The 25023-nt window shown below is 69.3% G+C and carries 22 protein-coding genes; 9 read left to right on the top strand and 13 right to left on the bottom strand.

From position 1 onward, the window contains the following. Positions 1-3 precede the first annotated feature (3 nt). The 4 genes from SOM08_RS18250 to SOM08_RS18235 all read right to left on the bottom strand — a co-directional run bounded on the left by SOM08_RS18250 (position 4) and on the right by SOM08_RS18235 (position 4825). Positions 4-885: a PPK2 family polyphosphate kinase gene (locus tag SOM08_RS18250; RefSeq protein WP_322469459.1), complete on the bottom strand. Its 882-nt coding sequence runs from the start codon at positions 883-885 to the stop codon at positions 4-6. Positions 886-1018: 133 nt separating this feature from the next. After that, a complete protein-coding gene (locus SOM08_RS18245; RefSeq protein ID WP_322469458.1) occupies positions 1019-3022 on the bottom strand; it encodes a TRAP transporter large permease in 2004 nt (667 codons plus the stop codon). Next, positions 3022-3642: a TRAP transporter small permease subunit gene (locus tag SOM08_RS18240; protein ID WP_116960779.1), complete on the bottom strand. Its 621-nt coding sequence runs from the start codon at positions 3640-3642 to the stop codon at positions 3022-3024. The genes SOM08_RS18245 and SOM08_RS18240 overlap by 1 nt, the downstream gene beginning before the upstream one ends. Before the next feature lie 64 nt (positions 3643-3706). Then, positions 3707-4825, bottom strand: coding sequence for a TRAP transporter substrate-binding protein (locus SOM08_RS18235; protein ID WP_116960778.1), 1119 nt, complete (start codon positions 4823-4825; stop codon positions 3707-3709). Positions 4826-5322: 497 nt separating this feature from the next. Between SOM08_RS18235 and cqsA the strand changes: the two genes are divergently transcribed. After that, on the top strand, positions 5323-6564 hold the full coding sequence (gene cqsA, locus SOM08_RS18230) for an alpha-hydroxyketone-type quorum-sensing autoinducer synthase (protein WP_116960777.1): 1242 nt from the start codon (positions 5323-5325) through the stop codon (positions 6562-6564). 32 nt (positions 6565-6596) lie between these two features. Here the strand turns inward: cqsA and SOM08_RS18225 are convergent, their stop codons facing one another. Together SOM08_RS18225 and SOM08_RS18220 are read right to left on the bottom strand one after the other, a co-directional pair. Beyond that, entirely contained in the window at positions 6597-7583 is a 987-nt protein-coding gene (locus SOM08_RS18225; protein ID WP_083292756.1) for a response regulator, read from the bottom strand. Then, entirely contained in the window at positions 7574-8860 is a 1287-nt protein-coding gene (locus SOM08_RS18220; RefSeq protein WP_245981114.1) for a sensor histidine kinase, read from the bottom strand. The genes SOM08_RS18225 and SOM08_RS18220 overlap by 10 nt, the downstream gene beginning before the upstream one ends. A gap of 144 nt (positions 8861-9004) precedes the next feature. Here SOM08_RS18220 and SOM08_RS18215 point away from each other — a divergent pair, with 144 nt between their 5' ends. Together SOM08_RS18215 and SOM08_RS18210 are read left to right on the top strand one after the other, a co-directional pair. Then, positions 9005-9673, top strand: coding sequence for a helix-turn-helix transcriptional regulator (locus SOM08_RS18215; RefSeq protein ID WP_116960775.1), 669 nt, complete (start codon positions 9005-9007; stop codon positions 9671-9673). A gap of 98 nt (positions 9674-9771) precedes the next feature. Continuing rightward, a complete protein-coding gene (locus tag SOM08_RS18210) occupies positions 9772-10542 on the top strand; it encodes a type III pantothenate kinase (RefSeq protein ID WP_116960774.1) in 771 nt (256 codons plus the stop codon). A 13-nt stretch (positions 10543-10555) separates the two neighbouring features. On the opposite strand, the gene SOM08_RS18205 is transcribed toward SOM08_RS18210, so the two are convergent. Beyond that, complete coding sequence (locus SOM08_RS18205) at positions 10556-12043, bottom strand: wax ester/triacylglycerol synthase family O-acyltransferase (RefSeq protein WP_116960773.1); 1488 nt, start codon at positions 12041-12043, stop codon at positions 10556-10558. Between the two features lie 99 nt (positions 12044-12142). Between SOM08_RS18205 and SOM08_RS18200 the strand changes: the two genes are divergently transcribed. Then, positions 12143-12397, top strand: coding sequence for an acyl-CoA-binding protein (locus SOM08_RS18200; RefSeq protein ID WP_116960772.1), 255 nt, complete (start codon positions 12143-12145; stop codon positions 12395-12397). A 31-nt stretch (positions 12398-12428) separates the two neighbouring features. Here the strand turns inward: SOM08_RS18200 and SOM08_RS18195 are convergent, their stop codons facing one another. Genes SOM08_RS18195 through SOM08_RS18185 form a run of 3 tightly spaced genes read right to left on the bottom strand, consistent with a single transcriptional unit; the run spans position 12429 to position 15900 of the window. Next, complete coding sequence (locus tag SOM08_RS18195; protein WP_116960771.1) at positions 12429-12764, bottom strand: polyhydroxyalkanoic acid system family protein; 336 nt, start codon at positions 12762-12764, stop codon at positions 12429-12431. A 20-nt stretch (positions 12765-12784) separates the two neighbouring features. Beyond that, the gene (locus tag SOM08_RS18190; RefSeq protein ID WP_322469457.1) at positions 12785-13849 is read right to left on the bottom strand and encodes an aminopeptidase; all 1065 of its coding nucleotides are present in this window, start codon (positions 13847-13849) and stop codon (positions 12785-12787) included. Further along, complete coding sequence (locus SOM08_RS18185) at positions 13849-15900, bottom strand: molybdopterin oxidoreductase family protein (protein ID WP_322469456.1); 2052 nt, start codon at positions 15898-15900, stop codon at positions 13849-13851. The genes SOM08_RS18190 and SOM08_RS18185 overlap by 1 nt, the downstream gene beginning before the upstream one ends. A 147-nt stretch (positions 15901-16047) precedes the next feature. Between SOM08_RS18185 and SOM08_RS18180 the strand changes: the two genes are divergently transcribed. The 4 genes from SOM08_RS18180 to SOM08_RS18165 all read left to right on the top strand — a co-directional run bounded on the left by SOM08_RS18180 (position 16048) and on the right by SOM08_RS18165 (position 20108). Continuing rightward, positions 16048-17205 carry an ABC transporter substrate-binding protein gene (locus SOM08_RS18180; RefSeq protein WP_322469455.1) on the top strand — a complete coding sequence of 386 codons (1158 nt, stop codon included), beginning with the start codon at positions 16048-16050 and terminating at the stop codon, positions 17203-17205. 106 nt (positions 17206-17311) lie between these two features. Then, positions 17312-18532: a M20 aminoacylase family protein gene (locus tag SOM08_RS18175; protein ID WP_116960767.1), complete on the top strand. Its 1221-nt coding sequence runs from the start codon at positions 17312-17314 to the stop codon at positions 18530-18532. Beyond that, the gene (locus SOM08_RS18170; RefSeq protein ID WP_322469454.1) at positions 18529-19626 is read left to right on the top strand and encodes a M14 family metallopeptidase; all 1098 of its coding nucleotides are present in this window, start codon (positions 18529-18531) and stop codon (positions 19624-19626) included. The genes SOM08_RS18175 and SOM08_RS18170 overlap by 4 nt, the downstream gene beginning before the upstream one ends. A 113-nt stretch (positions 19627-19739) precedes the next feature. After that, a complete protein-coding gene (locus SOM08_RS18165) occupies positions 19740-20108 on the top strand; it encodes a hypothetical protein (RefSeq protein WP_322469453.1) in 369 nt (122 codons plus the stop codon). Here the strand turns inward: SOM08_RS18165 and SOM08_RS18160 are convergent. The 3 genes from SOM08_RS18160 to SOM08_RS18150 form a co-directional block, all read right to left on the bottom strand. Further along, positions 20077-20730 carry a TetR/AcrR family transcriptional regulator gene (locus SOM08_RS18160; protein WP_116960765.1) on the bottom strand — a complete coding sequence of 218 codons (654 nt, stop codon included), beginning with the start codon at positions 20728-20730 and terminating at the stop codon, positions 20077-20079. The two genes, SOM08_RS18165 and SOM08_RS18160, sit on opposite strands and share 32 nt — an antisense overlap. An 11-nt stretch (positions 20731-20741) precedes the next feature. Beyond that, the gene (locus SOM08_RS18155) at positions 20742-22022 is read right to left on the bottom strand and encodes a patatin-like phospholipase family protein (RefSeq protein WP_245981111.1); all 1281 of its coding nucleotides are present in this window, start codon (positions 22020-22022) and stop codon (positions 20742-20744) included. A gap of 118 nt (positions 22023-22140) precedes the next feature. Next, the gene (locus tag SOM08_RS18150) at positions 22141-22698 is read right to left on the bottom strand and encodes a phasin family protein (RefSeq protein ID WP_116960764.1); all 558 of its coding nucleotides are present in this window, start codon (positions 22696-22698) and stop codon (positions 22141-22143) included. 214 nt (positions 22699-22912) lie between these two features. Between SOM08_RS18150 and SOM08_RS18145 the strand changes: the two genes are divergently transcribed. After that, positions 22913-24898 (top strand): SDR family oxidoreductase, encoded by a 1986-nt coding sequence (locus SOM08_RS18145; RefSeq protein WP_322469452.1) that lies wholly within the window; start codon positions 22913-22915, stop codon positions 24896-24898. The last annotated feature ends 125 nt before the right edge of the window (positions 24899-25023 follow it).

Genomic DNA, 25023 nt, shown 5'->3' with positions numbered 1-25023 from the left:
GGTTCATTCGACGCGCAGGTTCTTCAGCGCGGGGTCGTCGGGCGGGAAGCGCAGCGCCAGCCGCTGCAGGGTATCGCGCACGATGGTGGCGACCATGAGGTTGCGGTGGGTCTTGCTGTTGGCGGGCACCACGGTCCAGGGTGCCCAGGGCGTGCTGGTGGTTTCCAGAAAGTCCTCGTAGGCCTTCTGGTACGCGCCCCATTGCTTGCGCACCTCGAGGTCGCCCAGGCTGAACTTCCAGTGCTTCTCGGGGTCGTCGATGCGGTCCTGCAGGCGCTGGCGCTGTTCGTCGAAGCCGATGTGCAGCATGAACTTCAGGACCACGGTGCCGGTCTCGGCCAGCAGGCGCTCGAAGTCGTTGATGTGCGCGTAGCGCTGCTGGGTCTGGGCCTTGTCGATCCAGCCGTTGACGACGGGCACCAGCACGTCCTCGTAGTGGCTGCGGTTGAAGACGACGATCTCGCCATTGCCGGGCATGGCCTGGTGGATGCGCCAGAGGTAGTCGTGCGCACGCTCGGCCTCGCTGGGCGCCTTCCAGCCCACGGTGCGCACGCCCAGCGGACTGGTGCGGCCGAACACGCCGCGCACGGTGCCGTCCTTGCCGGCGGTGTCGGTGCCCTGCAGCACCACCAGCAGCTTGTAGCGCGCATCGGGATGGAACACGTTCTGCAGCTGATCGATTTCATCGGCCAGCCGCTCCACCGCGGCCTTGTCGGCGGCCTTGTCACCGCCCGAAAAGGGCTTCTCGGCGGGATCGAGCGACTTGAGCGAGACCTGGGGCCGCGCGGCCTCGGGGTCGATCTGCCAGCGCTGCCAGGCCGAGCCCTTGGGCGCGCGCAGCACCGACGCAGGGAAGGGCAGGCGGATGTCGCTGGGGCTGGGCATGGCGGGTCTTGGCGGGGGCGCGACGGACACCCTAACCGGGCTTGGTCGAATTGACGTTAACGTAAACGTCAATGGTAGCGGCAAACCAGAAAAAAAGGGGCGCCGAAGCGCCCCTGTACAGGATGAGCGGTGGTCAGTTGTAGAGCACCGAGGGCAGCCACAGGCCGATCCCGGGGAACAGGTACAGCAGAACGATGGCGATGATCTGTATGCCCATGAAGGGAATCATGCCGGCGAAGATCTGGTTCAGCGTCACGTGCTTCGGTGCGACGCCCTTCAGATAAAACGCGCTCATGGCCACCGGTGGGCTCAAGAAGGCGGTCTGCAGGTTCAGCGCCACCAGCAGGCCGAAGAACAGCGGGTCGACGCCGAAGTTGTCCAGCAGCGGGATGAAGATGGGCATGAAGATCACGATGATCTCGGTCCATTCCAGCGGCCAGCCCAGGATGAAGATGATCACCTGCGACAGGATCAGGAACTCGGTTTTGGACAGGTTCATGCCCAGCACCCACTGCTCGACCAGCTCCTGTCCGCCCAGCAGTGCGAAGGCGGCCGAGAAGATGGCCGAGCCCACGAACAGCCAGCACACCATCGCACTCGTCTTGGCCGTGAGGAAGACGCTTTCTTTGACCACGCTGAACGTGAGCTGCCGGTAGGCGGCCGCCAGGAGAAGGCCGCCAAAGGCACCGACGGCGGCCGCTTCGGTGGGCGTCGCCAGGCCGAACACGATGGAGCCGAGAACGGCCAGGATGAGCACCATCAGCGGGAAGAAGCTGGCGAGCAGCATCTTGAAAATCTCGACCCTGGCGTAGCTGAACAGCGCATAGAACACCGCGAGCGCGAGGGCTCCCACGGCCACGCCGATCCAGTAGCCACTGCCCGCGCCGCCCTGCGCAGTGTCAGCGCCCGAGGCGCCGTCACCCGTGCCAGCCGGCGCCGCCGAAGGCTCGGCGAGGCCGCCGGTCGCGGGCTCGCCCAGCGCCTCGGGCTCGTCCGCGGAGGGTGGCTCGGCCAAGCCATCGCCGCCTTCGCTGCTGGGCGGCTCGCTCAGTCCGCCATCGGGCTCGGCCAGTCCCTGGTCGTCGGCGCCCGGTGGCTCGGCCAGGCCGCCGCCGCTGTCCTGTGCACCGCCGCCCAGACCCAGGGGCACCAGACCGGCCGGCACATCGGCCGCCACCGGCTTGGCGCTGGGGTAGCTGAGCACCGCCACGGCCACGAACAGGGCCGCCGGCAACAGCACCACGCCGAGCTGGCGCAGCAGGTAGCCGGTGGAGACGCCCTGGTTGTTGCGGCCCTTGAGCGCCGACAGCAGGCCGAGCAGGGCCGACTTGCCGGCGGTGGCGCCCAGCTTCAGCAGAGGCTCGGGCAGCGGCACGCGACGCTGCTCGGCGGTCAGAGGCGGTGCCCAGGTCGGCTTGAGCTTGGCCATGACGATCACGTACACGATGTACAGACCCGCCAGCATGAGCCCGGGGAAGAACGCCCCCGCGTACAGCTTGACCACCGACACGCCGGCCGTGGCCCCGTAGACGATGAGCAGCACCGACGGCGGGATCAGGATGCCCAGGCAGCCGCCTGCGGTGATGGCGCCCGCCGCCAATCGCGTGTCGTAGCCGCCCTTGAGCATCTGCGGCAGCGCCAGCAGGCCCATGAGCGTGACCACCGCCCCGACGATGCCGGTGGCCGTGGCGAACACCGCGCAGGTGACCAGCGTGGCCACGGCCAGCGAGCCCGGCACGCGCGCCAGCGACAGATGCAGGCTGCGAAAGAGCTTCTCGATCAGGTTCGCCCGCTCGACCAGGTAGCCCATGAACACGAACAGGGGGATGGCGATCAGCACGTCGCTGGCCATCACCGAGAAAGCGCGCTGCACCATCAGATCCAGTGTCTGCGTGATCGCGCCGGCCGCGGTCTGGTTGCCCGAGTGGTAGGCGAAGAAGGTGAAGATCATGCCCATGCCCATGAGCGTGAAGGCGGTGGGAAAGCCCAGCATGATGGCCACCACCACCAGCGAGAGCATGAGCAGGCCGTAGTGGCCGTTGGTCATGGTGTCGACACTGAACACCATGGCCAGCACGCCGGCCACGATGACGCCCATCAGCGTGAAGCCGAACCAGAGTTCCTTGCGGATCGCCATCACTGACCGCCTTTCTTGCTGACCAGCGTCTGGTCCAGGGCTTCGATGTCGGCGTCTTTCACGTGCACCATTTCCTTGAGCTTGTCGACGTCGACCTCTTCGACGTCCTCTTCCTTGCTGGGCCATGCGCCAGTGCGCAGGCAGATCACGCAGCGGATGATTTCGGCGATGCCCTGCAGCAAAAGGAAGGCGCCGGCGATCGGCACGAAGAATTTGAAGGGGTAGACCGGGAGCGGGTCGGCGTTGAAGGTCTGCTCGCGGATCGCGAGCGATTCGTTGGCGAAGGTCCAGCCCGCCCAGGTGAGCGCGATGACGCCCGGCAGAAAGAACAGGATGTACAGCGTGAGGTCGATCGAGGCCTGCGTGCGCGGGCGGAAGAAGCCGTAGAGCACGTCGCCGCGCACGTGACCGTTCTTGGCCAGGGTGTAGGCGCCGGCCGTCATGAAGAGCACGCCGTACAGCATGATCTGGGCGTCGAGCACCCAGGCGTGCGGGTGGTTGAGCACGTAGCGGGAGAACACCTCCCAGGTGATCAGCGCCGTCAGGAGCACCACCGTCCAGGCGCAGGCCTTGCCGAACCAGGTCGATATGGCGTCGACCGTGAGAAGTAGTTTTTGCATGGAGTTCCCCGGAAACAGAAAGGGCGCCCAAGGGGGCGCCCTTTCCTGGGCTGGCTGTTGGCGATCAGCTCTTCTTGGCGCCGCGGCCGAAGTAGTGGTTGTAGGCCATCTTGAAATCGACCGTGTAGTCGTTCTGCCACTGGCCCGCGCGGGCGGCGAAAGCCTTCTGCGAGTCGAGCACCTTCTTGAACAGCGGGTTCTCGCCGGACTTCTTGGCGATGGTCGCGTCCCAGGCGGCGAGCTGCGCGCGCAGCACCGGGTCGGGCGTCTTGAAAAACTTGACACCGGCCTTCTTGAGCTCGATGTAGTCCTCGCTGTTGCGGTGGATGGCCTTCCAGCTCATGTCGGCGCTGGCGGCCTGCACGGCGTAGTCGATGATGGCCTTGAGTTCGCCGTTGAGGGCCTTGTACTTGGCGCCGTTGAACAGGATCTCGAACTGCTCGCCGCTCTGGTGGAAGCTCTGCAGCATGCAGTTCTTGGCCACGTCGGCGAAACCCAGCACGCGGTCGGACGAGGCGTTGTTGAACTCGGCCGCGTCGATCAGGCCGCGGTCCAGCGCGGGGACGATCTCGCCGCCGGGCAGCGGGTTGACCGCGGTGCCCATGGCGGTGAACACGTCCACGGCCAGGCCCACGGTGCGGAACTTCAGGCCTTTCATGTCCTCGACCTTGGCCACCGGCTTCTTGAACCAGCCCAGGGGCTGGCAAGGCATGGGGCCGTAGAGGAAGGACGCGACGTCCATGTTCAGGGACTTGTAGATCTCGTCCACCAGGTCCTTGCCGCCGCCGTAGTAGTGCCAGGCCAGCACCATGTTCGGGTCCATGCCGAAGGCGGGGCCGGAGCCCCAGAGGGCCAGGGCCGAGTTCTTGCCGTAGTGGTAGGCGATCACGCCGTGGCCGCCGTCCAGCGTGCCCTTGGACACCGCTTCGAGCAGCTGGAAGGCCGGCACCACCGCACCGGCGGGCAGCACCTCGATCTTGAGGCGGTTGCCCGCCATGTCGTTGACTTTCTTGGCGAAGTCGTTGGCGTACTCGTGGAAGATGTCCTTGGCGGGCCAAGTGGACTGGAAGCGAAGCGTGGTGGTCTGTGCGGTGGCGACCATCGGCACGGCCATGGCACCGGTGGCGACGGCGGCACCCTTGAGCACGCCGCGACGGGACGGGACGGTTTTCTTCTCGGACATCGGTTTGTCTCCAGTGAGGGTCAGGTGGAGCGGGCATCATCCTTCCGGGTGCATGCTTACCAAGACAGGGTTTTCACGGAGCGTGGGGCGGGGTGTCAGCCTCTTGTCCGCCTTCTGTTCGCGAAGGGGACAGCGGTCAGCGAACCGCGTGAATTTTTTTGAAGCGGGCGATGAAATTCTTCAAAATTTCATAATGTGAATTATGGCGCCGCGTGTGTCTCAGGGCGGGTGTCGGCCCGCCGGCGCCACTGGCACCGATCTGGTGCCGCTGCTTTGCAGCAAAAAAAGGCGCGGATGCGATGGCTGGACACGTAACCAGATGCGAAAGCCAGCCACAACATGTTGCGAAAAAGAAGCGCCTGCCCGACCACTGGTCGGTTTTCCAAACTCAAAGTTGAGACGAAAGCGTCAAGCCCCCTGTCAATCCTGACAGGGTTTGTGCGATCCGTCACACATTTCTTTTTTCAATGGAGTCCTAGGTCTTTAAAGGGAACTCCATGACAACGTTGGGAACGCTCGAACTCGCGGCGCCGAAGGATCCGCCGCTCAACCCCGCTTTGCGCGCGCGCCTGGAGCGGGACTTCCTGCCCCGCTGGGAGGGGGACTGGGGGGGCAAATTCGTGCTGCACGGCAGCCAGCCCGGACCCAACGCGGTGCGCCTGGACGGCAACGACTACCTGAGCGTCACCGGACACCCGGACATCGTGTCGGCACAGGTCGCGGCCCTCACCCGCAACTCGGAATTCGTGGTGCAGTCGGGCGTGTTTCTGCTGGCCCAGCACCCCTCGCGGGCCCTGGAGCTGGAGATGGCGAACTGGGTGGGCAAGGAGGACGGCCTGATTTGCCAATCGGGCTACTCGGCCAACGTGGGCCTGCTGCAGGCCATCGCCAACGCCGACACGCCGGTCTACATCGACACCATGGCCCATACCTCGCTGTGGGAAGGCGCCCATGCGGCGCGGGCGCCCGCGTCCCCGTTTCGCCACAACGACCCGGACCACCTGGACCGGGTGTTGACCAAGAAGGGCCCGGGCGTGGTGGTGGTGGACTCGGTCTACAGCACGACCGGCGCCGTCTGCCCCCTGCGCGAGATGGTCGAGGTGGTGGAGAAGCACGGCGCCATGATCCTGGTCGACGAATCGCATTCGCTGGGCACCCATGGCCCGCGCGGCGCCGGCCTGTGCGCCGAGCTGGGCCTGACCGACCGGGTGCACTTCATCACCGCCAGCCTGGCCAAGGCCATGGCCGGGCGCGCCGGCTTCTTCACCATGCCGGCCAGCATGCGCTACTACGTGCTGAGCTCCAGTTTCCCGAACATCTTCAGCTCCTGCCTGCTGCCGCACGAGGTGGCCGGCCTGCGCGCCACCGTGGGTGTGCTGCAGCGCGCCGACGCGGCGCGCGAGCGGCTCATGGCCATCACGCGGCGCCTGCGCGCCAGCATCAGCGACATGGGCTACCCCATCCACCAGGGCAGTGAGCAGATCATCGCGCTGGAGGCCGGCACCGAGCCCGGGACCATGCGCCTGCGCGATGAACTGGAAGCCCGCGGCCTGTTCGGTGCCATCTTCTGTGCGCCCGCGACCAGCCGCAACCGCGCCATGGTGCGACTGACGCTGAACGCCGCGCTCACCGAGGCCGAGATCGAGCACATCGAGGCGGTGCTGCGCGAGGTGGCTCCCATCGTGCAGCCCTGGGAGTGGCCGATCGCCCGCCGCGCGCGGGCGGGCGCGGCCGACTGAGGGGCACGGGCGGACGCGTGCCGCCCGCCGCCTCAGTGGTCCTGCACCATGCGGTGGTTCTCGGACTGCAGGAAATTGCGGTACGGGTAGATGGGCTGGGGCAATTCGGTCCCTTCGAGCTGGAAGGGCGCGGCCATGAGCAGGCCGTCCTCGCCGATGGCGATGGCGGGCGCCGTGCGCACCCGACCGGGCAGGGCAAGTTGCTGGTGCAGTTCCACCGCGGCCAAGCGCTGGCCGGCGCGGATGGCCTGCACCACCTCCATGCCCAGCGCCGCCGAGGCGGCGAGATCGGCCAGGTCGGGCAGGCTGGAGGTGGGCTCAAGTTGCAGCCAGTGCACCTGGCCAGCCATGTCCAGGCCGATCAGGCCGAAGGGCTCGCCGATCACCACGTACTCCACCCAGTGGTGGTGGGTGTAGTCGCGCAGCCACTGCGCCACCGAAGGGATCTGCAGCAGCGACAGCTGATTGGGCCGCAGCACGCCGCGCCACAGGGTGTTCAGCCGCGGGTGGGGCGCCTGGGCCAGGCGGCGCAGCACGCCCAGCAGGTGGCGGGTGATGTCGGTGGCCTGTTTCGGCACGAACTGGTCGATCAGGCCGTTGTTGAAGGCCTGGATGGCGATCTGCTCGTCGGCCTGGCCGGTGAGCAGCACGCGCGCGCCCGGCCAGTCGAGCAGGGTGTTGAGCACCGTCAGGCCGTCGGTGCCGGGCATGGCGTAGTCGACCACGCAGACCTGGGCCAGGTGGTAGCGCTCGGGGCGACTGGCCCAGTAGCGCAGGACCTGGGGAATGAGGGGTTGCCCCTGGCGCCAGCGGTCGATCATCTGCAGCTGCAGGGCGGCGTCGGCCTCCCAGTGCGCGGGCTCGGCCTGCATACGGGCCAGGAAGCCGGACGGCCGGGAGTAGAGCTCCACCTGGGTCTGGGCGGGCACCACCATGCCGAGCATTTCGAGGTAGTCCGGGTCGTCGTCCAGAAAGAGGACGCCGCCTGGGCGCTGGAAGAGGGAGAGGGTCAGAGCCATTGGGATTGGGCGGTGGCGGCGGGCCGAACGGGCGCCGTCGCGGTCAGGGGCAGGTCGATCATGAAGACGGCGCCCAGTCCGGGTTCGGAGTGCACGCTCAGGCGGCCACGCGCGGCTTCGACCACGTTCTTGCAGAACGTGAGGCCCAGTCCGTTGCCTGCGCCGGCCTGCGAGGAATAAAAAGGTTCAAAGATGCGATTCTGCAACTCGTGCGAGATGCCGACGCCGTCGTCCGAGACGGCGATGCGGCCCTTGCCGTGATGGATGCCCACGTCGACCCGCAAATCGCCCGGTTGGGGCGCGTGGCTGGCGGCCGCCAAGGCGTGCAGGGCGTTCTTCAGCAGGTTGATCACCACCTGGGCGAACAGGGAGCGCGAACCGAGGAAGCAGAAGTCCTGCTGCACCTGCACACGCACGCAGTCGCGCTCGCGCGAGCTGCGGTAGGGGTAGTTGGCGACCACCTCCTGAACCAGTTCGGCCGCCCGGATGGTGCTTTGTTCGCGCGGCAGGCGCAGCAGCTGGGCGTTGGAGATCTGGGTGTCGATCTGGCGGTTCATGCTGCGCACCAGGTTTTGCAGCCGCGTGGCCAGTTCCTCGAACTTCTTGCGCTTGGCGTCGCTCACGTCGTGCTGCGAGAGGTTGCGCAGCACGTCACCCATCAGGTTCACGGTGGCCAGAGGGGTGCGCAACTCGTGCGCCATCACGCCCATGGTGGAGAGGGTGTTGAGCAACCGGGCGCGGCGCAGGTTGGCGCTGGAGATGCCCAGCATCAGGCCCATGGTCCAGGCGAAGGCGATCACGACCACGTTGGCCAGGGGCTGCTCCGGGCCCACGGGGCTGGCGCCCATGAGGTGCGCCGAGTACAGCCCCGCCGCACCGCCGGTGAACAGGCCCAGCGTGGCCAGGCGCCAGTCGGTGGCGTGGTAGTAGATGAGGACCATGGCCGCGACGCTGCCCAGCCAGGCGGGGTTGCCGCCGTTCATGGCGTACATCCAGGTGAAGAACCACGGCAGCTGGATCCAGGTGGCCAGGCTGAACAGACGCCCGCTGGCGGCCGAGGTCGGGTCGCGGCGCAGGCTGGGCATGAGGTAGATGAGCGCCGTGAACGCCATCAGGAGCCGGGCCAGTGGGTTCTCGTAGGGCTGGGGCACGGCGTGCGCCCAGATCCAGTAGATCAGCAGGTGCCCGCTGAACGTGAAGAAGCCGATCCACACCAGTCGGCGCGGCGATGGGTGCAAAATGGGCTCCAGCGGCGTGTGCACGACTTCGTCGAGCAACCACTGCCGCCACCTTGCCCACCCGCTTTTCCACTGCAACCGGTTCAGCCGCAATATGGTCTCCTGTCCTGACTGGCCTCTCGCGGGCGTCGACTCCGACGCCCGGGTTGCGCGCATTCTGCAACCTCGCGAGGCCCCGCGCCCATGACACTCCCTGTCAACTTTGACAGTGTCGGCGTCGACAGCATCCTGGCCGACTGGCTGATGGCGCTGCGCGAACAGGGGGTGGAAGTGGTGATGGTGCTGGGCCCGGACCCCCTGGGCCCGCGCGAGCGCCGCGAGCTGCTGGCCGTGCATCCCCCCCGCATGCTGGCACCCGCCGAGGCCTTGGCGGCCAGCGTGGATTTTGGCGCGAGCTGGCGTGAAAGCGACGCGCCCCTGGTGGCCTGGCAGGATATTTCCAAGTCGGCCGCCGAGCATTCCAGTCGCTGGCGTCGCCTGTTTCTGGCCCACGGGCAGCAGAGCCTGGTGCGGGTGGCCTTCCCCTTGCCGGCTGGCCGGGCCTTCGAATGTTTCATGTTCAGCCCGCGCGCCTACGACAGCCGCCTGGAAGCCGCCACGCTGGCCTGGTCGGTCTTCAATGTCTGGCCCATGCTCAAGCGCGCCCTGGCGGAGCAGCGCGTGAGCCTGAGCCCGCGCGAGCTGGAAAGCCTCAACCTGGCCTTCGAGGGCCTGACCGCGCGCGAAACCGCGCTGCGCATGGACTGCTCGGAGCGCACCGTGAACTACCATCTGGCCAACGCCATGGCCAAGCTGCAGACCGACAACAAGCTCGGCGCCGTGCAGCGGGCCTGCTGGCTTGGCCTGATTTGACGCCCGCCACCCTGTCCAAGGGGCGCCCGATCGAGCCGGTCCCCGGGCGCTTCGGGCCCATCCCCGCCGGGATCAGGCCCTTGTCATAATCGCGCCCCATGGCTTTTCTCGCCCTGGATGTCGGCAACACGCGCCTGAAGTGGGCGCTGTACGACGAGCCGCGCGTCGGTGCCCGGTTGATCACGCACGGCGCGCAATTCCTCGAGAACATCGAAACCCTCGAAGAGGGCGACTGGAGCCGCCTGCCCACGCCGCGCTGGGTGCTGGGCTGTGTCGTGGCGGGCGATGCGGTCAAGCGCCGCGTCGAGGAGCAGCTGGAGATGTGGGACGTGACCCCCCAGTGGGTGGTCTCGGGCAATGCCGAGGCCGGCGTGGTCAACGGCTACGACCACCCCGCGCGGCTGGGCTCCGACCGCTGGGTGGCCATGATCGGGGCGCGCCAGCGACTGCTCGCCCAGGGCCCCCAGCGGCCCTGCGTGGTGGTGATGGTGGGCACGGCGGTCACGGTCGAGGCCATCGACGCCGAGGGCAAGTTCCTGGGCGGCCTGATCCTGCCAGGGCACGGCATCATGCTGCGCGCGCTCGAATCGGGCACCGCCGGCCTGCACGTGCCCACGGGCGACGTGCGCGACTTTCCCACCAACACCAGCGACGCGCTCACCAGCGGCGGCACCTTTGCCATTGCCGGCGCGGTGCAGCGCATGGTGGAGAACCTGAGTCGGCACTGCGGCGAGGCGCCCGTGGTCTACATGACGGGCGGCGCGGGCTGGAAGATGGCGCCGTCCATGTCCACCGAGGTCGAGCTGGTGGAGAGCCTGATTTTCGACGGGCTGCTGCACATCGCCAGCCAGCGGCTGGCGGTGGCCTGAGCGGCCCCGGCGGTCATTCAGGGCCCCAGGGCAGCATCAGCGTCAGGGCCAGCAGCTGCTGGAAGGCCGGTTCGAAGCCGTCGATGATGGCTTGCGGGTCGGGGCAGAGCCCGGCGTCGGCGATCACGCCGAACTGCACCCCGCCGCCGTAGCTCAGCACCGACACGCCCAGGCCCACGGTGCCGGACTGCGGTACCCAGAACATGGTCTGCTCCAGGGTACTGCCGCAGAACAGCAGTTTTTTGCCCGGTCCGGGCACGTTGGTCATCACGGCGGTGGTCTTGCGCCCGAAGAGATTGAGCAGCGCGTCCTGCGCCGGTTTGATGAGCAGGCCCGCCACCGACAGCAGGGCAAAAGTGAGCAGTGGTTGCAGGCTTCCCTTGAGCTGGCGCATGCCTTCGCGCACGGCGTAGAGCCGCTCCACCGGGTTGGTCATGCCGATGGGCAGCAGCAGCGGCACGAGGCCGAAGCGGTTGCCCAGCTGCCACGCCTCTTCCAGCGGCCGCAGGTTGATCGGCACCATGGCGCGGATCTCCTGGCCCGCGGTGTCGTCGCCGTGGCCGCGCAGGTACTGGCCGATGGCACCGGCCACGCAGGACAGCAGCACATCGTTGACCGAGGCGTCGAAGGCGCGTCCGATGGCCTTGACCGCGTCCAGCGGGATCGGCTCGCACCAGGCCACGCGCTTGACGGCGCCGGGCGTGCCCTTGAGCCGGGTGGCCGAGTCGTCGGGCATGAGGGCGAGCGCGGCCACGTCGCTGGCGAGTTGGGCACCGATGTGCGCCGCGCCCACGGCCTGGTCCACGGCGCTGGCCAGGGTTTGCTGCGGCGCGGCCATGAGCGAGAGCGATTTCGCCGCGCCGCCACCCGCCACCTGCAGGGCGCGCGCGGTGAGGTCGCCCAGCGGGCGGATCAGGGCGTCGGCCAGCCAGTCCTCGGCGCCCTCGTTGGCGCGCCTGGTCCGCCGCGCGCGCGGCGCCGGGGCCTGGCCGCCGTCCACCAGGCTCATCATCACGCCGATGAGCGCGATGCCGTCGGCGATGCAGTGGTGGATGCGCGCGATCAGCGCCGAGCCGCCGGCGCAGTCCTCGATCAGTTCGAAGTGCCAGAGCGGGTGGTGGGGATCGAGCCGCTGCATGGCGAGCTGGCCCACCCGGTCCTGCAAGGCCTCCCGCTCGCCCTGGCCGCGTCGGCGGCGCAGGCGGTGCGTGGTGACGTGGCGGGCGAGATCGAAGTCGGGGTCGTCGATCCAGGCGGCGCCGGCCGCGTCCTCGCGGGCGATCTGCCGGAAACGCCGGTAGTGCAGCAGCCGCTCGCGCACCCGCTGCTCCAGCGCCGCGCGCGCCACGCCGGGCCGCAGCACCCACACGCCGACGATCATCATGAGGTTGGCCGGCGAGTCCATGCGCAGCCAGGCGGTGTCGACCTTGCTCATGCGCTCGCCTTCGAGCCCGAGCGTGCTGCTCAGCGCCTGCGTGAGGGCCGCGACGCGGTGGTCCATGGTGTCTCCTCGGGTGGGTTCTCTATTGTGGGCAGGCCGGGCTCCGTAAGATACCGGGACAAACCGCCATCCCCTTGGCGCCCCCCTTCAGGAGACCCCATGTCCGACCTCAAAGCCCGTTTCGAGAACGCCGTTGCCCATTCCAAGAAGCTTGCCGAGCGCCCCGACAACGCCACGCTGCTCAAGATCTATGGCCTCTACAAGCAGGCCACCGCGGGCGACAACACCGAAAAGAAGCCGGGTTTCAGCGACATGGTGGGCCGCGCCAAGTGGGACGCCTGGAACGGCTTCAAGGGCGCCTCGTCCGACGACGCGATGCAGCAGTACATCGACCTCATCGACAGCCTGAGCTGAAGCCGCAAGCCCCCGACAACCACCTGAGCGTTCAGGTGGTTTTCTTTTTGGCGGCCGCCTTCTTCGCGGCGGGCTTCTTCGCCGCCAGCAGGGTGTCCAGGTTCTTCACGATCTCGGCCTCGATGCGCTCCTTGAAGGCGCCGAGCAGGAAGCCGAGCTTGGCGTCGAGCACGAAGCGGTCGCCCTCGACCCGCAGGCAACCGCTGACGCCCGAGCGAGTGAACTGCACGGCGTCCTCGCGGGTGCCTTCTTCGTAGGTGCAGCTCATGTCGAACTCTTCTTCGGCCTGCTCGGCCCATTTCCAGGCCAGCTGGCGCGCGGCCGCCAGGCCCAGGGCGTGCTCGCGTTCGATGTGGATGTCGGCCATGGGGCGGGGTCTCCTGGTGTTCAGCGGGTGATCGCCAGCGCCTGCAGGCGCTGGTGGCGCTCGGCCTGGGGCAGGGCGGCGAGCGTGCGCACCGCATCATAGAAGCGCGCGAAGTCGCGGCCCTCGCGCGCGAACAGGGCTTCGAAGCCGGGCACCAGCTGGTCGTAGGCGCCTTGGGCGCCCAGCAGGGCATTGTTGGCGCGCGCCACCCAGGGGTCGTAGGCCGCGAAGCCGCCCCAGAAGGCCTTCAGCGCCTCGTATTCGCGGCGGAACTCGGCCATCACGCGCGCCTTGCGCTCGAGCTTGGCCGCGTCGTCGAGCGAGGCGTCGCCATACACCGCCAGCAGCCGCGCGCGCACCGAGGCGGTGAGGCCGCGGAAGGCGCGGCGGCGCTGGTCGAAGGCTTCGTACGCCACGCGCGCGCCGGGCGTGGACGCTTGCGCCAGCCAGCGCTGCACGCCCAGCCGCTCGACCGCCGTGGCGAAGGACTCGTTGAAGGTGGTGTCGTCCTTGGCATAGACCACCTGGTGGGCCAGTTCGTGGAACAGCAGGCGGGCGAGCTCGCCCTCGGGCTGGCGGATGAAGGTGTTGAGCAGCGGGTCGCCGCCGGCCCAGTTCATCCAGCCCAGGGTGGAGTAGGCGGGTACCGGGTACACGGCCACCTCCAGGCCCCGGTCCAGACCGGCGGCGAAGGCGCGCGCATCGGCCTCGCGGTAGTAGCCGCGGTAGCCCACGCAGCCGGCCACGGGGAAGCACCAGGTCTGCAGGCTGAGCGAGAGCGCCGGTGCGGCCACCACGTTGTAGACGGCGGCGTTGCGCCCCAGGTCGGCGTAGCGGTGGTAGCTGGCGTTGTCGGGCAGGTCCAGTTCGCTCACGGCGAAGGCGCGCAGGCGCCGGGCGAGCAGCAGGCGGTCTTTCAGCGCTCCGGGCGTGCCGGCGTCGGCCAGCCAGTCGTCGATGGGACGGGCGCGCCACATCAGGTCGACGTGGCCGCTGAGCGATTGCCAGTAGTAGCCCAAGCCCTGCGTGCGGGCGCAGCCCGAGACCAGCGCCGTCGCCGCCAGCAGCAGCGCGGCCGCGCGCATCAGGCCGAGGCCTCCAGTGGCGCCACCTGCACGTGGCAGTCGTAGAACGTGGGGCCGCGGCCCATGTCGGTGAGGCGCTGGCTGGTCACCTCATTGACGTTGGTGCCGAAGGGGCCGAGCTTGCGCCACCAGATGCCCAGTCCATTGACCACGCCGGGGCGCGCGCGCTCGGACACCTCGGCCACGCAGCGGTACTCCCCGCGCTGGTTGAACACGCGCACCATCTGGCCGCTGGCGATGCCGCGCGGCGCGGCGTCGTCGGCGTGGATTTCCAGCCGCGGCTGGCCCTCGATGCCGCGCAGGCTGGCGACGTTGACGAAGCTGCTGTTGAGGAAGTTGCGCGCGGGCGGCGAGATCATCGCCAGCGGGTAGTCGGGGTGCGTTCCGCCGGGCTCGGCATTGGGGATGTGGTCGGGCAGCGGGTCCAGGCCCTGGGCGGCCAGGCGTGCGCTGTGGAACTCGCAGCGGCCGGACGGCGTGGGGAAGCCGCCCTCGGCGTAGGGTGCCTCGGGCACCGGCAGCGTGGCCCAGCCGACGTCGAGCAGCCGCTGGAAATCGACCTGGTCGCCGAAGGCCGTGCGGCACAGCGTGAGGTCGTCGTCGGCGAAGCAGGGGTCGTCGAAGCCCAGGCGCGCGGCCAGGGCGCGGAAGACCTCGGTGTTCGGGCGCGCCTGGCCCTGCGGTGCGATAGCCGGGCGGTTGAGCAGCACGTCGGTGTGGCCGTAGCTGGTGTGGATGTCCCAGTGCTCGTGCTGCGTGGTGGCCGGCAGCACGTAGTCGGCGAAGTCGGCCGTGTCGGTCTGGAAGTGCTCCAGCACCACGGTGAACAGGTCGTCGCGCGCAAAACCCTTCACCACCTGAGCCGAGTCGGGCGCCACCGCCACCGGGTTGCTGTTGTAGACGATGAGCGCCTCGACCTTCGGACCGAAGGCGGGCGAGGACTCGCGCAGCAGGTCGTCGCCGATGGTGCTCATGTTGATGGTGCGTGGCGCGAGGCCGGCCAGCAGGTCGGGCCGCTGCAGCTCGGCGCGGCGCACCGGGAACAGGCCGGAGCTGGACAGCAGCAGCCCGCCCGCGCGGTGCCGCCAGGCGCCCACCAGCGCCGGCAGGCAGGCCACCGCCCGGGCGGCGTTGCCGCCGCCGCGCACGCGCTGCATGCCGTAGTTCAGGCGGATCGCGGCCGGCTTCGTGGTGCCGTAGGCGCGGGCCAGTTCGGCGATCTGCCGTTCGGGAATGCCGCAGACCTCGGCCGCGCGCGCGGGCGGCCACTGCAGGGCGCGCTCGCGCAGGCCTTCCCAGCCCAGGGTGTGGCGGGCGATGTAGTCGTGGTCCAGCCAGTCGTGGACGATCAGCTCGTGCATGAGGGCCAGCGCCAGGGCGGCATCGGTGCCGGGGCGGATGGCCAGGTGCTCGTGGCACTTTTCGGCGGTTTCGCTGCGCCGGGGGTCGATGCAGACCAGGCGCGCGCCGTCGCGCTTGGCCTGCTGGGCGAGCTTCCAGAAGTGCAGGTTGCTGGCGATGCTGTTGCTGCCCCAGATCAGGATCAGCCGGGCCTCGGCGAAGTGCTCCACCTTCATGCCGACCTTGCCGCCCAGGGTCTGGGTCAGGCCCTCGCTGCCGGCCGAGGCACAGATGGTGCGGTCCAGGAACGAGGCACCGAGGCGGTGGAAGAAGCGTGCGGCCATGCCCTCGCCCTGCACCAGGCCCATGGTGCCGGCGTAGCTGTAGGGCAGGATGGCCTGCGGGTCGCGCGCGGCGATGGCCTTCAGGCGGGCGGCGATGTCGTCCAGCGCCTCGTCCCAGCCGACCGGCTCGAAGCGCCCGCTGCCCTTGGGACCCGTGCGGCGCAGCGGCTGCAGCAGGCGATCGGGGTGGTGGGTGCGCTCGGCGTAGCGCGAGACCTTGGTGCAGAGCACGCCGTCGGTGTGGCGGTGCGCGGGGTTGCCCTGCACCCGCACGGCGCGGCCGTTCTCCACCGTGGTCAGCAGGGCGCAGGTGTCGGGGCAGTCGTGCGGACAGGCGCCGCGGACAACAAGTGATGCTTCTGTCATGGCGGAATGGGGGTGTGGCCAAGCGATCATAGGCCGCCGCGTCCGCCCGTTCCGGGGCGCCGCCTGGCGGATGCCCCTGCAGGCATATGAACGCTTGTTTATACCCTTGCGGCTGCCCGAGCCCGTTCCGTCCTTCAAGGAGCCGCCATGAGACGTCGTCGCCTGCTGACCGCCACCGGGTCCGCCGCCCTGCTGCCCGGCCTGGCCCTGCTGCCCGCCCGCGCGGGCGCCCAAGGGGCCCCCGCCGGCCTGAGCGACACCACCCTCGTGCTGGGCCAGTCGGCCCCGTTCAGCGGCGCGGCGGAGCAGCTGGGCCTGCAGTTCCACCTGGGCGCCCAGCTTTTCTTCGAGCAGCTCAATGCCAAGGGCGGCGTGCACGGCCGGCGCATCGAGCTCAAGCGCCTGGACGACGGCTACGAGCCCGACCGCTGCGTGGCCAACACCCGTCAGTTCATCGGCGAGGGCGTGTTCGCGCTGTTCGGCTACATCGGCACGCCCACCAGCGTGGTGGCGCTGCCACTGGCCACCGAGGCCAAGGTCCCGTTCTTCGCGCCCTTCTCGGGCGCCGAGGCCCTGCGCACGCCCTTCAACCGCTACGCCATCCACGTGCGGGCCTCGTACTTCGACGAGACGGCGGCCATCGTGCGCCAGCTCACGCAGGTGGGCATCAAGCGCATTTCGGTCTTCTACCAGAACGACGCCTACGGCAAGACCGGCCTGGAAGGGGTCATGCGCGCGCTCAAGGCCCTCAACATGGAACCCGCTTCCACCGGCACGGTGGAGCGCAACACCGTGGACGTGGCCGAGTCGCTCAAGTCCATCCTGGCCGGGCGGCCCGAGGCGATCGTGCAGATCAGCGCCTACAAGTCCTGCGCCGCCTTCATCCGCGCGGCGCGCAAGGCCGGTTTCGCCGGCAACCTGTACAACGTGTCCTTCGTGGGCACCCAGGCCCTGCTCGACGAGCTCGGCAAGGACGCGCGCGGCGTGGCGGTGAGCCAGGTCATGCCGTTTCCGTACAGCCCGGCCACATCCCTGTCGGGTGAGTACCTGGCCGCCGTGCGCGCCAAGCAGGGCCGCGCGCCCAATTACTCGGGCATCGAGGGCTACGTGGCCGCCAAGGTGTTCACCGAAGCGCTCAACCGCGCGGGCCGTGGCCTCAGCCGCGAGGGTTTCATCAACGCCATCGAAGGCATCCGGGGCCTGGACCTGGGCGGTTTCCCGGTGGACTTCGGGCCCAACAAGCACACCGGTTCCCGGTTCGTGGAACTCACCCTGCTGACCGAGGACGGGCGCGTGCGGCGCTGAAGCGCCAGCCCCCGGCGCCCTTGCCCGACGGGCGCGCGGGGCTGTCGCCGCGGGCACGCGCGGCGGCGCCTGCTACCGCTACCATGCCCGGTTTCGGAGACCGGACATGAAGCTCATCGATTCCATCGTCACCCAGGCCGCGGGCATCGCGGCCGTGCGGCGCGACATCCACGCGCACCCCGAACTCTGCTTCGAGGAGGTGCGCACCGCCGACCTCGTCGCCGCCAAGCTCACCGAGTGGGGCATTCCCATCCGCCGCGGCATGGGCACCACCGGCGTGGTGGGCATCGTGCACGGCCGCGACGGCGGCGCCAGTGGCCGGGCGATCGGCCTGCGCGCCGACATGGACGCCCTGCCCATGCAGGAGCACAACCGCTTCGCCCACGCCAGCCAGCACGCCGGCAAGATGCACGCCTGCGGCCACGACGGCCACACCGCCATGCTGCTGGCCGCGGCCCAGCACTTCGCCAAGCACCGCCACTTCGACGGCACGGTCTACCTGATCTTCCAGCCGGCCGAGGAGGGCGGCGGCGGCGCGCGCGAAATGATCAAGGACGGCCTGTTCAGCGAGTGTCCGATGGAAGCGGTGTTCGGCATGCACAACTGGCCCGGCCTGCCCACAGGCAGCTTCGCGGCCAGCGCCGGGCCGGTCATGGCCTCCACCAGCGAATTCAAGATCACCATCCGCGGCAAGGGCGGGCACGCCGCGCTGCCGCACACCGGCATCGACCCGGTGCCGGTGGCCTGCCAGATGGTCATGGGCTTCCAGACCATCATTACGCGCAACAAGAAGCCGGTGGACGCGGGCGTGATCTCGGTCACCATGGTCCACACCGGCGAGGCCACCAACGTCGTGCCCGACCACGCCGAGCTGCAAGGCACCGTGCGCACCTTCACCTACGAGGTGCTCGACCTGATCGAAAAGCGCATGCAGGCAATCGCCGAGCACACCTGCGCGGCCTATGGCACCACCTGCGAGTTCCAGTTCCACCGCAACTACCCGCCCACCGTGAATCACCCGGCGGAGACCGCCTTCGCGCGCGAGGTGCTGGCCGAGATCGTCGGTCCCGAGCGCGTGCTGGCGCAGGAGCCCACCATGGGCGCCGAGGACTTTGCCTACATGCTGCAGGCCAAGCCGGGCTGCTATGTGTTCATCGCCAACGGCGACGGCGCTCACCGCGAGGTCGGCCATGGCGAAGGGCCCTGCGTGCTGCACAACCCGAACTACGATTTCAACGACGACCTGATCCCCCTGGGCGCCACCTACTGGGTGCGCCTGGCCGAAAAATGGCTGGCCCAGCCGCGCGCGAACGGGGGTGCGGCGTGATCGAGATCCGCGACGCGTTCTCCCCAACCTACGCCAAGGCCCGGGTCAAGTTTCTCGAGGCCGCCGCCGCGGCGGGCCTGGCCATCCGCAGCCACGAGCACCCGCTCAAGGGCCGCGAGGGCGAAACCCTGGCCATGGACACCGCCCTCGATGGCTCGCCCGACGCCGAACAACTGCTCATCGTGAGCAGCGCCTGCCATGGCGCCGAGGGCTTCTGCGGCTCCGGCGTGCAGGTGCACGCCCTGCACGACGCCGAGTGGCGCGCCAAGGCGCGCGACAGCGGCGTGGCGGTGCTCTACATCCACGCGCTCAACCCGCACGGCTTCTCCTGGCTGCGCCGCGTGACGCACGAGAACGTGGACCTGAACCGCAACTTCCAGGACTTCTCCGGCCCCCTGCCGGTGAACGAGGACTACGCCGATCTGCACCACCTGCTGCTGCCGGACGAGTGGCCGCCCACGGCCGAGAACGAAGCGGCCGTGCGCAGCTGGATCGCCCGGCGCGGCATGACCGCTTTCCAGGCGGCCATCACCATGGGCCAGCACCGCTTCCCCGACGGCCTGTTCTTCGGCGGCACCGCGCCCACCTGGAACAACGACACGGTGCGCCGGGTGCTGCGCGAGCAGGCCGGGCGCGCGCGCCGCGTGGCCTGGATCGACCTGCACACCGGCCTGGGCCCCAGCGGCCTGGGCGAACGCATCTTCGCCTGCCGCGACGACGCGGCCGCCTTCGCGCGCGCCAAGGCCTGGTGGGGCGGCGACGGCGCCACGCCCATCACCTCCATCTACGACGGCTCGTCCACCTCGGCCCTGCTCACCGGCCTGATGTGGGTGTCCATCTACCAGGAATGCCCGCAGGCGGAGTACACCGGCATCGCACTGGAGTACGGCACGGTGCCGATTCCCGAGGTGATCGATGCGCTGCGCGGCGACCACTGGCTGCACCAGCACCCCGATGCGCCGGCCGAGCTGCAGGCGGCCATCAAGCAGCGCGTCAAGGACGCCTTCTACACCGACACCGACGTCTGGCGCGGCCAGATCGTGAGCCAGGCGCGCCAGGCCCTCTTCCAGGCGGTCGACGGCCTGAAGGGCTGAGGGCCCTGTGATCGAGGCGTGATTTCCACCGGGCTGCCGCGCCGCGGCCCGGTGCTCCCGACGTCAAATGCCGGCCCGCGCGCCACCGGGCGCCGCGCGTGCAAGGAGCACCGATGGACATCGAATGGGGTTCGCGCTACGAGTTGCCGCCGCCACGGCCCGAGCTGCCGGCCGCCTGGGCCCTGGAAGAGCTGGCCGATGAGCTGATGCGCCTGCGGGTGGGCGGCGTCAACCCCAGGCTGTTGGGCGTGCCCGACGCGTTCGGCGCGGGCGGCTGGTGCATTCACCCCGAGGGCCCGGTCTGGGTGGTCTACTACGCCGAAGGGGGGCGCCGCTGGCGCCCCTCGGTTTTCACCAGCCCCTTCGACGCCGCCAATTTCTACCTGTGGCTGCACCTGGCCGACATGGCGCCGGCGGCGCGCGGCGCGGCGCGCTTCCTGGGCTTTTCTCTCAGCGCTGGTACGCCGACGACAGCGCCATGAGGTGCTGGCGCTGCGCGGGCTCCAGGTAGGGGGCGAGCTGGTGCAGCACGTGCTGCGCGCCACGCAGCAGCGCCGCCTGCGCGTGGTCGGGCTCCAGGGCGTGGCGCGGGTCGCGCACGTACTCGAAGCTCAGCCAGAAGGTGAGCAAGGCCACCATGCCGTCGGCCGTGGGGTCGAGTTCGCGGCCGTCGATCTGGATCGCGCCCGAGCGGCCCAGGCCGCCCAGCAGCTGGCGGACGGCGCGCGTCTTGGCCCCCAGCAGGCCCTGGAAGCGCGTCTCCAGCAGGCGGTTCTTGGACAGCAGGTCGTTCAGGTCGCGATAAAGGAAGCGGTACTCCCAGATGCGCTCGAACAGCGAGTGCAGGAAGAACCAGGCGTCTTCCACGTGACGCACGCCCTCGGCCGCGCCCAGCAACTCGTTCAGGGAACGTTCATAGCGCTCGAACAGCGAGTTGATGAGTTCGTCCTTGGCCGGGTAGTGGTAGTACAGGTTGCCGGGGCTGATGCCCAGCTCGGCCGAGATCAGCGTGGTGGAGACGTTGGGCTCGCCGAATCGGTTGAACAGCGCCAGCGAGGTTTCCAGGATGCGTTCGGCCGTGCGGCGCGGGGCTTTCTTGGGCATGCGCGCGGGGTTCATTGGAATGCCCGCCGTGCGGCGCGCGGCGGGGCGGGGCGCCGTGGGAGCGGCCCGGTGGTGCTCTCTGCGGTGGTCGGCAGGCGGCGCTGCAGTTCGTCGAGCACGCGGTGCAGCCGCGTGGCCACGGCGCTGTCGGCGGGCCGGTAGCGCGTGTCGATCAGGCGGCGTTCGGGGTCGGCGAGCGCGGCGTGGTCGATGGTGATGCCGTGGCGCGCCAGTTGCGGCGCCAGGCGGCCCGCGCGCAGCCGCAGCAGCGCGCGCGTGCGCTGGAAGGCGTGTTCGGCCATCTCGCGGCGCTGGCGGTAGCTGAAGGTGTTGGCGAAGAACAGCTCGGCGTCGCGCTGGTCGGGCTCGATCAGCACGATGTCGGTGTGGGGGTAGATGCGCTCGTAGCGTTCGAAGGCCAGCACCAGGCGCGAATGGATCATGGAGCGGAAGGTCTGGCTCATCACCACCGGCAGCCCGCCTTCCACCAGCGCGGGGATGCGGCCGCCGTGCGTTGATTCCGGGGTGGCGTGGTAAGGCACCAGGGGATTGAGGCACAGGAGCAGGTCCACGCCATCGTCCAGGGCGACCGAGGCGTGCATGGTCTTCTTGAGCGCGCCATCCACGTAGTGCCGCCCGCCGATCTGCACCGGCGGGAACAGGCCGGGCAGGGCGGCGCTGGCCTGGATGGCGCGCGAGATCGGCACCTGGTCCCAACCCGGCTGGCCGAAGGGCGCCGCCTCGCCGGTGTCCAGGTCGGTGGCCACCAGGGTCAGCCGCGCGCGCAGGTCGGCAAAGCGGTTGCTGCGGCCGGGCCGGCTGAACAGCCGGGCGATCTCGCGGTGGATGGTGTCGTTGTCGAGCACGCCGGCGGGCAGCGCCGCTCCCAGGCGCTCCAGTGCCTGGCTCAAGGCCTTGCCCTGGACCAGCCAGGACCAGGCGGCCTCGCCCGCCAGGCGCGGCAGCGTGCGCAGGCGCTGGGCGAACTCGCCCCAGGCCGGCTGCATCAGCCAGGCCGGGTCGAAGCCGTCGAGCCGGGGCCGGTCCTCGATGAAGGTCTCGCACAGTTCGCGCGGGGCAATGCCATTGGCCAGCGCGGCGGCGATGAAGCCGCCCGCCGACACGCCCACGTAGTGAGCGCAGGCGTTGAGGTCCAGGCCGTCGAGCGAGTCGTCGAGCGCGCACAGGGCGCCGATCTCGTAGATGGCGCCCAGCGGACCGCCACCGGCCAGGGCCAGCCCGATGCGCGGCGGGCGCGCGCGGGCGGGGGGGCGCGGGCGGGTGCGGGTCATGGGGTCACCTCCGTGCAGCGCGCGGCGCTGCGAGCCCCTGCGGGCGGCCGTGCGGGTCTCATGCGGCCAAGTGTAGGGCGTGCCCCCGCTCAGGGCTGCTGCGGCGCAGCAGGGCGGATCACGCGGTGGCTTTCTTCGCCGGGGCTTTGCGGGCGGCGCTGCGCTTGGCGGGTGCCTTGCGGGGCGCGGCCTTGGCGCTGGCCGAGGCCTTGCGCGCGGGCTTGGTGGCCAGGCCCACGCCGCCGAGTTTGAGCACCTGCTGGTTGAGCGCCTCGATGCGCTCCATCAGCGCCTCGACGTCGCGCGCCGACGGCACGCCCAGCTTGCCCAGGGCCTTGGCCACGCGCTCCTCGAACAGGCTCTCCAGCTTGTCCCACTGGCCGGCGGCCTTGCTCTGGATGTCGTTGGCCATGCTGCTCACGCGGCTGGTGGCCTCGCTGATGCGCTCCTCGGCCGCGGTCTGGGTCTTGCGCTGGATGTTCATGCCTTCCTTGACCAGGGTCTCGAAGGCCTTGCCGCCTTCCGCCTGCGCCTTGGCGAAGGCGCCGAGGCCGGCCAGCCAGATCTGCTGGGCCGATTCCTTGATGGCGCCGGCCAGCGGCGAGGCGCCGTGGCCCTTCTCGTTGCCGCCGTCGGTGCGGGCGCTGCCGCCCTTCTTCTGGATCTTCTTGACCATGCTTCGGGCTCCTGTGGTGGTTGCTGCGAATGCGCTGGCGGCCTGAGGGGCGTCGCCATTGCCGCGCATGGTGGCGGCCCACGCCGGGCCTGTGTAGGGGCATGCGACTAAATCGGCCGCGGGTTTCTGCGGAATGGGCCGTCCGATCGCGTGCAACAGAATCGCGAGCGATGCCCCTTTGCGGCACCCCAGCAACAACACACAGGAGTCCCCCATGCAGTACTTCGTGACCGGAGCCACCGGCTTCATCGGCAAGCGCCTCGTTCGCCGGCTGCTGCAGCGAAAGGGGGCGGTGGTGCACTTCCTGATCCGGCGCGAAAGCGAAGGCAAGGTGGCGGCGCTGCGCGAGTACTGGGGCGTGGGGCCGGCGCGCGCGGTGCCGGTGTTCGGCGACCTCACCGAGAAGAAGCTCGGCGTCTCGGCCGACGACGTGAAGGCCCTCAAGGGGCAGATCGACCACTTCTTTCACCTGGCCGCGGTGTACGACCTGGGCGCCGACGAGGAGAGCCAGGTGGCCGTCAACATCGACGGCACGCGCCACACGCTGGAGCTGGCCAAGGCCATCGGTGCGGGCCACTTCCACCACGTCTCGTCCATCGCCGCGGCGGGGCTGTACGAGGGCGTGTTCCGCGAGGACATGTTCGAGGAGGCCGAGAACATCGATCACCCCTATTTCATGACCAAGCACGAGAGCGAGAAGCTGGTGCGCGCCGAGAACAAGCTGGCCTGGACCGTGTACCGCCCGGCCATGGTGGTGGGCGACAGCCAGACCGGCGAGATGGACAAGATCGACGGCCCCTATTACTTCTTCAAGCTGATCCAGCGCATGCGCCAGATCCTGCCGCCGTGGATGCCCAGCATCGGCCTGGAGGGCGGGCGCATCAACATCGTGCCGGTGGACTTCGTGGTCAACGCGCTCGACCACATCGCCCATGGCCCGCGGCAGGGCGGCGAGTGCTTCCACCTGGTGGACCCGGTGGGCTACCGCGTGGGCGATGTGCTCGACATCTTCAGCAAGGCCGCGCACGCGCCCAAGATGAACCTGTTCGTGAATGCCGCGCTGCTGGGCTTCATCCCCAAGAGCGTGAAGAAGGGACTGATGGCCCTGGCGCCGGTGCGCCGCGTGCGCGACGCGGTGATGAAGGACCTGGGCCTGCCCGAGGACATGCTCACCTTCGTCAACTACCCCACGCGCTTCGACTGCCGCGGCACGCTGGCCGCGCTCAAGGGCAGCGGCGTGGAATGCCCGAACCTGAAGGACTACGCCTGGCGCCTGTGGGACTACTGGGAGCGCCACCTCGATCCCGACCTGCACCGCGACCGCAGCCTGCGGGGGACCGTCGCGGGAAAGGTGGTCCTGGTCACGGGCGGTAGTTCCGGCATCGGCCTGGCGGCGGCGCACACCTTCGCCGAGGCCGGCGCCACCACCATCATTTGCGGCCGTGACCAGGACAAACTCGACGAGGCCTGCAAGGAGGCCAAGGCCAAGGGCTACCAGTTCATCGCCTACCCGGCCGACATCGCCGACATGGCCGATTGCGACCGCTTCGTGCAGCTGCTGGTGCAGCAGCACGGTGGCGTGGACTTCCTCATCAACAACGCCGGCCGTTCCATCCGCCGGGCCATCGAGGGCAGCTACGACCGCTTCCACGACTTCGAGCGCACCATGCAGCTCAACTACTTTGGCTGCCTGCGCGTGACCATGGGCCTGCTGCCGGGCATGGTGCAGCGGCGCCGGGGCCACGTGGTCAACATCAGCTCGATCGGCGTGCTCACCAACGCGCCGCGCTTCTCGGCCTACGTGGCCAGCAAGGCCGCGCTCGACGCCTGGACGCGCTGCGCCAGCAGCGAGTTCGCCGACCAGGGCATCACCTTCACCACGATCAATATGCCCCTGGTGCGCACCCCCATGATCGCGCCCACCAAGATCTACAACAACGTGCCCACGCTGAGCCCCGAGGAGGCCGCCGACATGATCGCCCAGGCCTGCATCGACAAGCCGGTGCGCATCGCCACCCGCCTGGGCGTGACCGGCCAGGTGATGCACGCGCTGGTGCCGCGCATCGCGCAGATCGTGATGAACACCAGCTTCCGCATGTTCCCGGACTCGGCGGCGGCCAAGGGCGAGAAGGGCGCGAAGGCGCAGTTGTCGCCCGAGGCGATCGCCATGCAGCAGATGATGCGGGGCATCCATTTCTGAAGCCCCCCGCGGCGCGTCGCGCCACCCGGCCCCCCGAGGGGCAACACCGGCGGCCCGGCGAAGCCGGTTCCGCGGTGTGCCTGGATCGAGACCCTGGCGTTGTGTGCCTCTCTAGAATCGCGGTT

Source organism: Hydrogenophaga sp. SNF1 (assembly GCF_034421675.1).
GTDB lineage: Bacteria > Pseudomonadota > Gammaproteobacteria > Burkholderiales > Burkholderiaceae_C > Hydrogenophaga > Hydrogenophaga borbori.
The sequence above is the reverse complement of the archived record's forward strand: the minus strand, read 5'-3'. Positions and strand labels throughout refer to the sequence as shown.

Bases quoted from the DNA above. Each gene is read 5' to 3' on its own strand.
- SOM08_RS18250 (WP_322469459.1), bottom strand. From the start codon at position 885: ATGCCCAGCCCCAGCGACATCCGCCTGCCCTTCCCTGCGTCGGTGCTG.
- SOM08_RS18225 (WP_083292756.1), bottom strand. From the start codon at position 7,583: ATGGCTCTGACCCTCTCCCTCTTCCAGCGCCCAGGCGGCGTCCTCTTT.
- SOM08_RS18205 (WP_116960773.1), bottom strand. From the start codon at position 12,043: ATGGACCACCGCGTCGCGGCCCTCACGCAGGCGCTGAGCAGCACGCTC.
- SOM08_RS18145 (WP_322469452.1), top strand. From the start codon at position 22,913: ATGCAGTACTTCGTGACCGGAGCCACCGGCTTCATCGGCAAGCGCCTC.
- SOM08_RS18195 (WP_116960771.1), bottom strand. From the start codon at position 12,764: ATGGCCGACATCCACATCGAACGCGAGCACGCCCTGGGCCTGGCGGCC.
- SOM08_RS18180 (WP_322469455.1), top strand. From the start codon at position 16,048: ATGAGACGTCGTCGCCTGCTGACCGCCACCGGGTCCGCCGCCCTGCTG.
- SOM08_RS18175 (WP_116960767.1), top strand. From the start codon at position 17,312: ATGAAGCTCATCGATTCCATCGTCACCCAGGCCGCGGGCATCGCGGCC.
- SOM08_RS18245 (WP_322469458.1), bottom strand. From the start codon at position 3,022: ATGGCGATCCGCAAGGAACTCTGGTTCGGCTTCACGCTGATGGGCGTC.
- SOM08_RS18210 (WP_116960774.1), top strand. From the start codon at position 9,772: ATGGCTTTTCTCGCCCTGGATGTCGGCAACACGCGCCTGAAGTGGGCG.
- SOM08_RS18190 (WP_322469457.1), bottom strand. From the start codon at position 13,849: ATGCGCGCGGCCGCGCTGCTGCTGGCGGCGACGGCGCTGGTCTCGGGC.
- SOM08_RS18200 (WP_116960772.1), top strand. From the start codon at position 12,143: ATGTCCGACCTCAAAGCCCGTTTCGAGAACGCCGTTGCCCATTCCAAG.
- SOM08_RS18155 (WP_245981111.1), bottom strand. From the start codon at position 22,022: ATGACCCGCACCCGCCCGCGCCCCCCCGCCCGCGCGCGCCCGCCGCGC.
- cqsA (WP_116960777.1), top strand. From the start codon at position 5,323: ATGACAACGTTGGGAACGCTCGAACTCGCGGCGCCGAAGGATCCGCCG.
- SOM08_RS18215 (WP_116960775.1), top strand. From the start codon at position 9,005: ATGACACTCCCTGTCAACTTTGACAGTGTCGGCGTCGACAGCATCCTG.
- SOM08_RS18240 (WP_116960779.1), bottom strand. From the start codon at position 3,642: ATGCAAAAACTACTTCTCACGGTCGACGCCATATCGACCTGGTTCGGC.
- SOM08_RS18185 (WP_322469456.1), bottom strand. From the start codon at position 15,900: ATGACAGAAGCATCACTTGTTGTCCGCGGCGCCTGTCCGCACGACTGC.
- SOM08_RS18150 (WP_116960764.1), bottom strand. From the start codon at position 22,698: ATGGTCAAGAAGATCCAGAAGAAGGGCGGCAGCGCCCGCACCGACGGC.
- SOM08_RS18165 (WP_322469453.1), top strand. From the start codon at position 19,740: ATGGACATCGAATGGGGTTCGCGCTACGAGTTGCCGCCGCCACGGCCC.
- SOM08_RS18160 (WP_116960765.1), bottom strand. From the start codon at position 20,730: ATGCCCAAGAAAGCCCCGCGCCGCACGGCCGAACGCATCCTGGAAACC.
- SOM08_RS18235 (WP_116960778.1), bottom strand. From the start codon at position 4,825: ATGTCCGAGAAGAAAACCGTCCCGTCCCGTCGCGGCGTGCTCAAGGGT.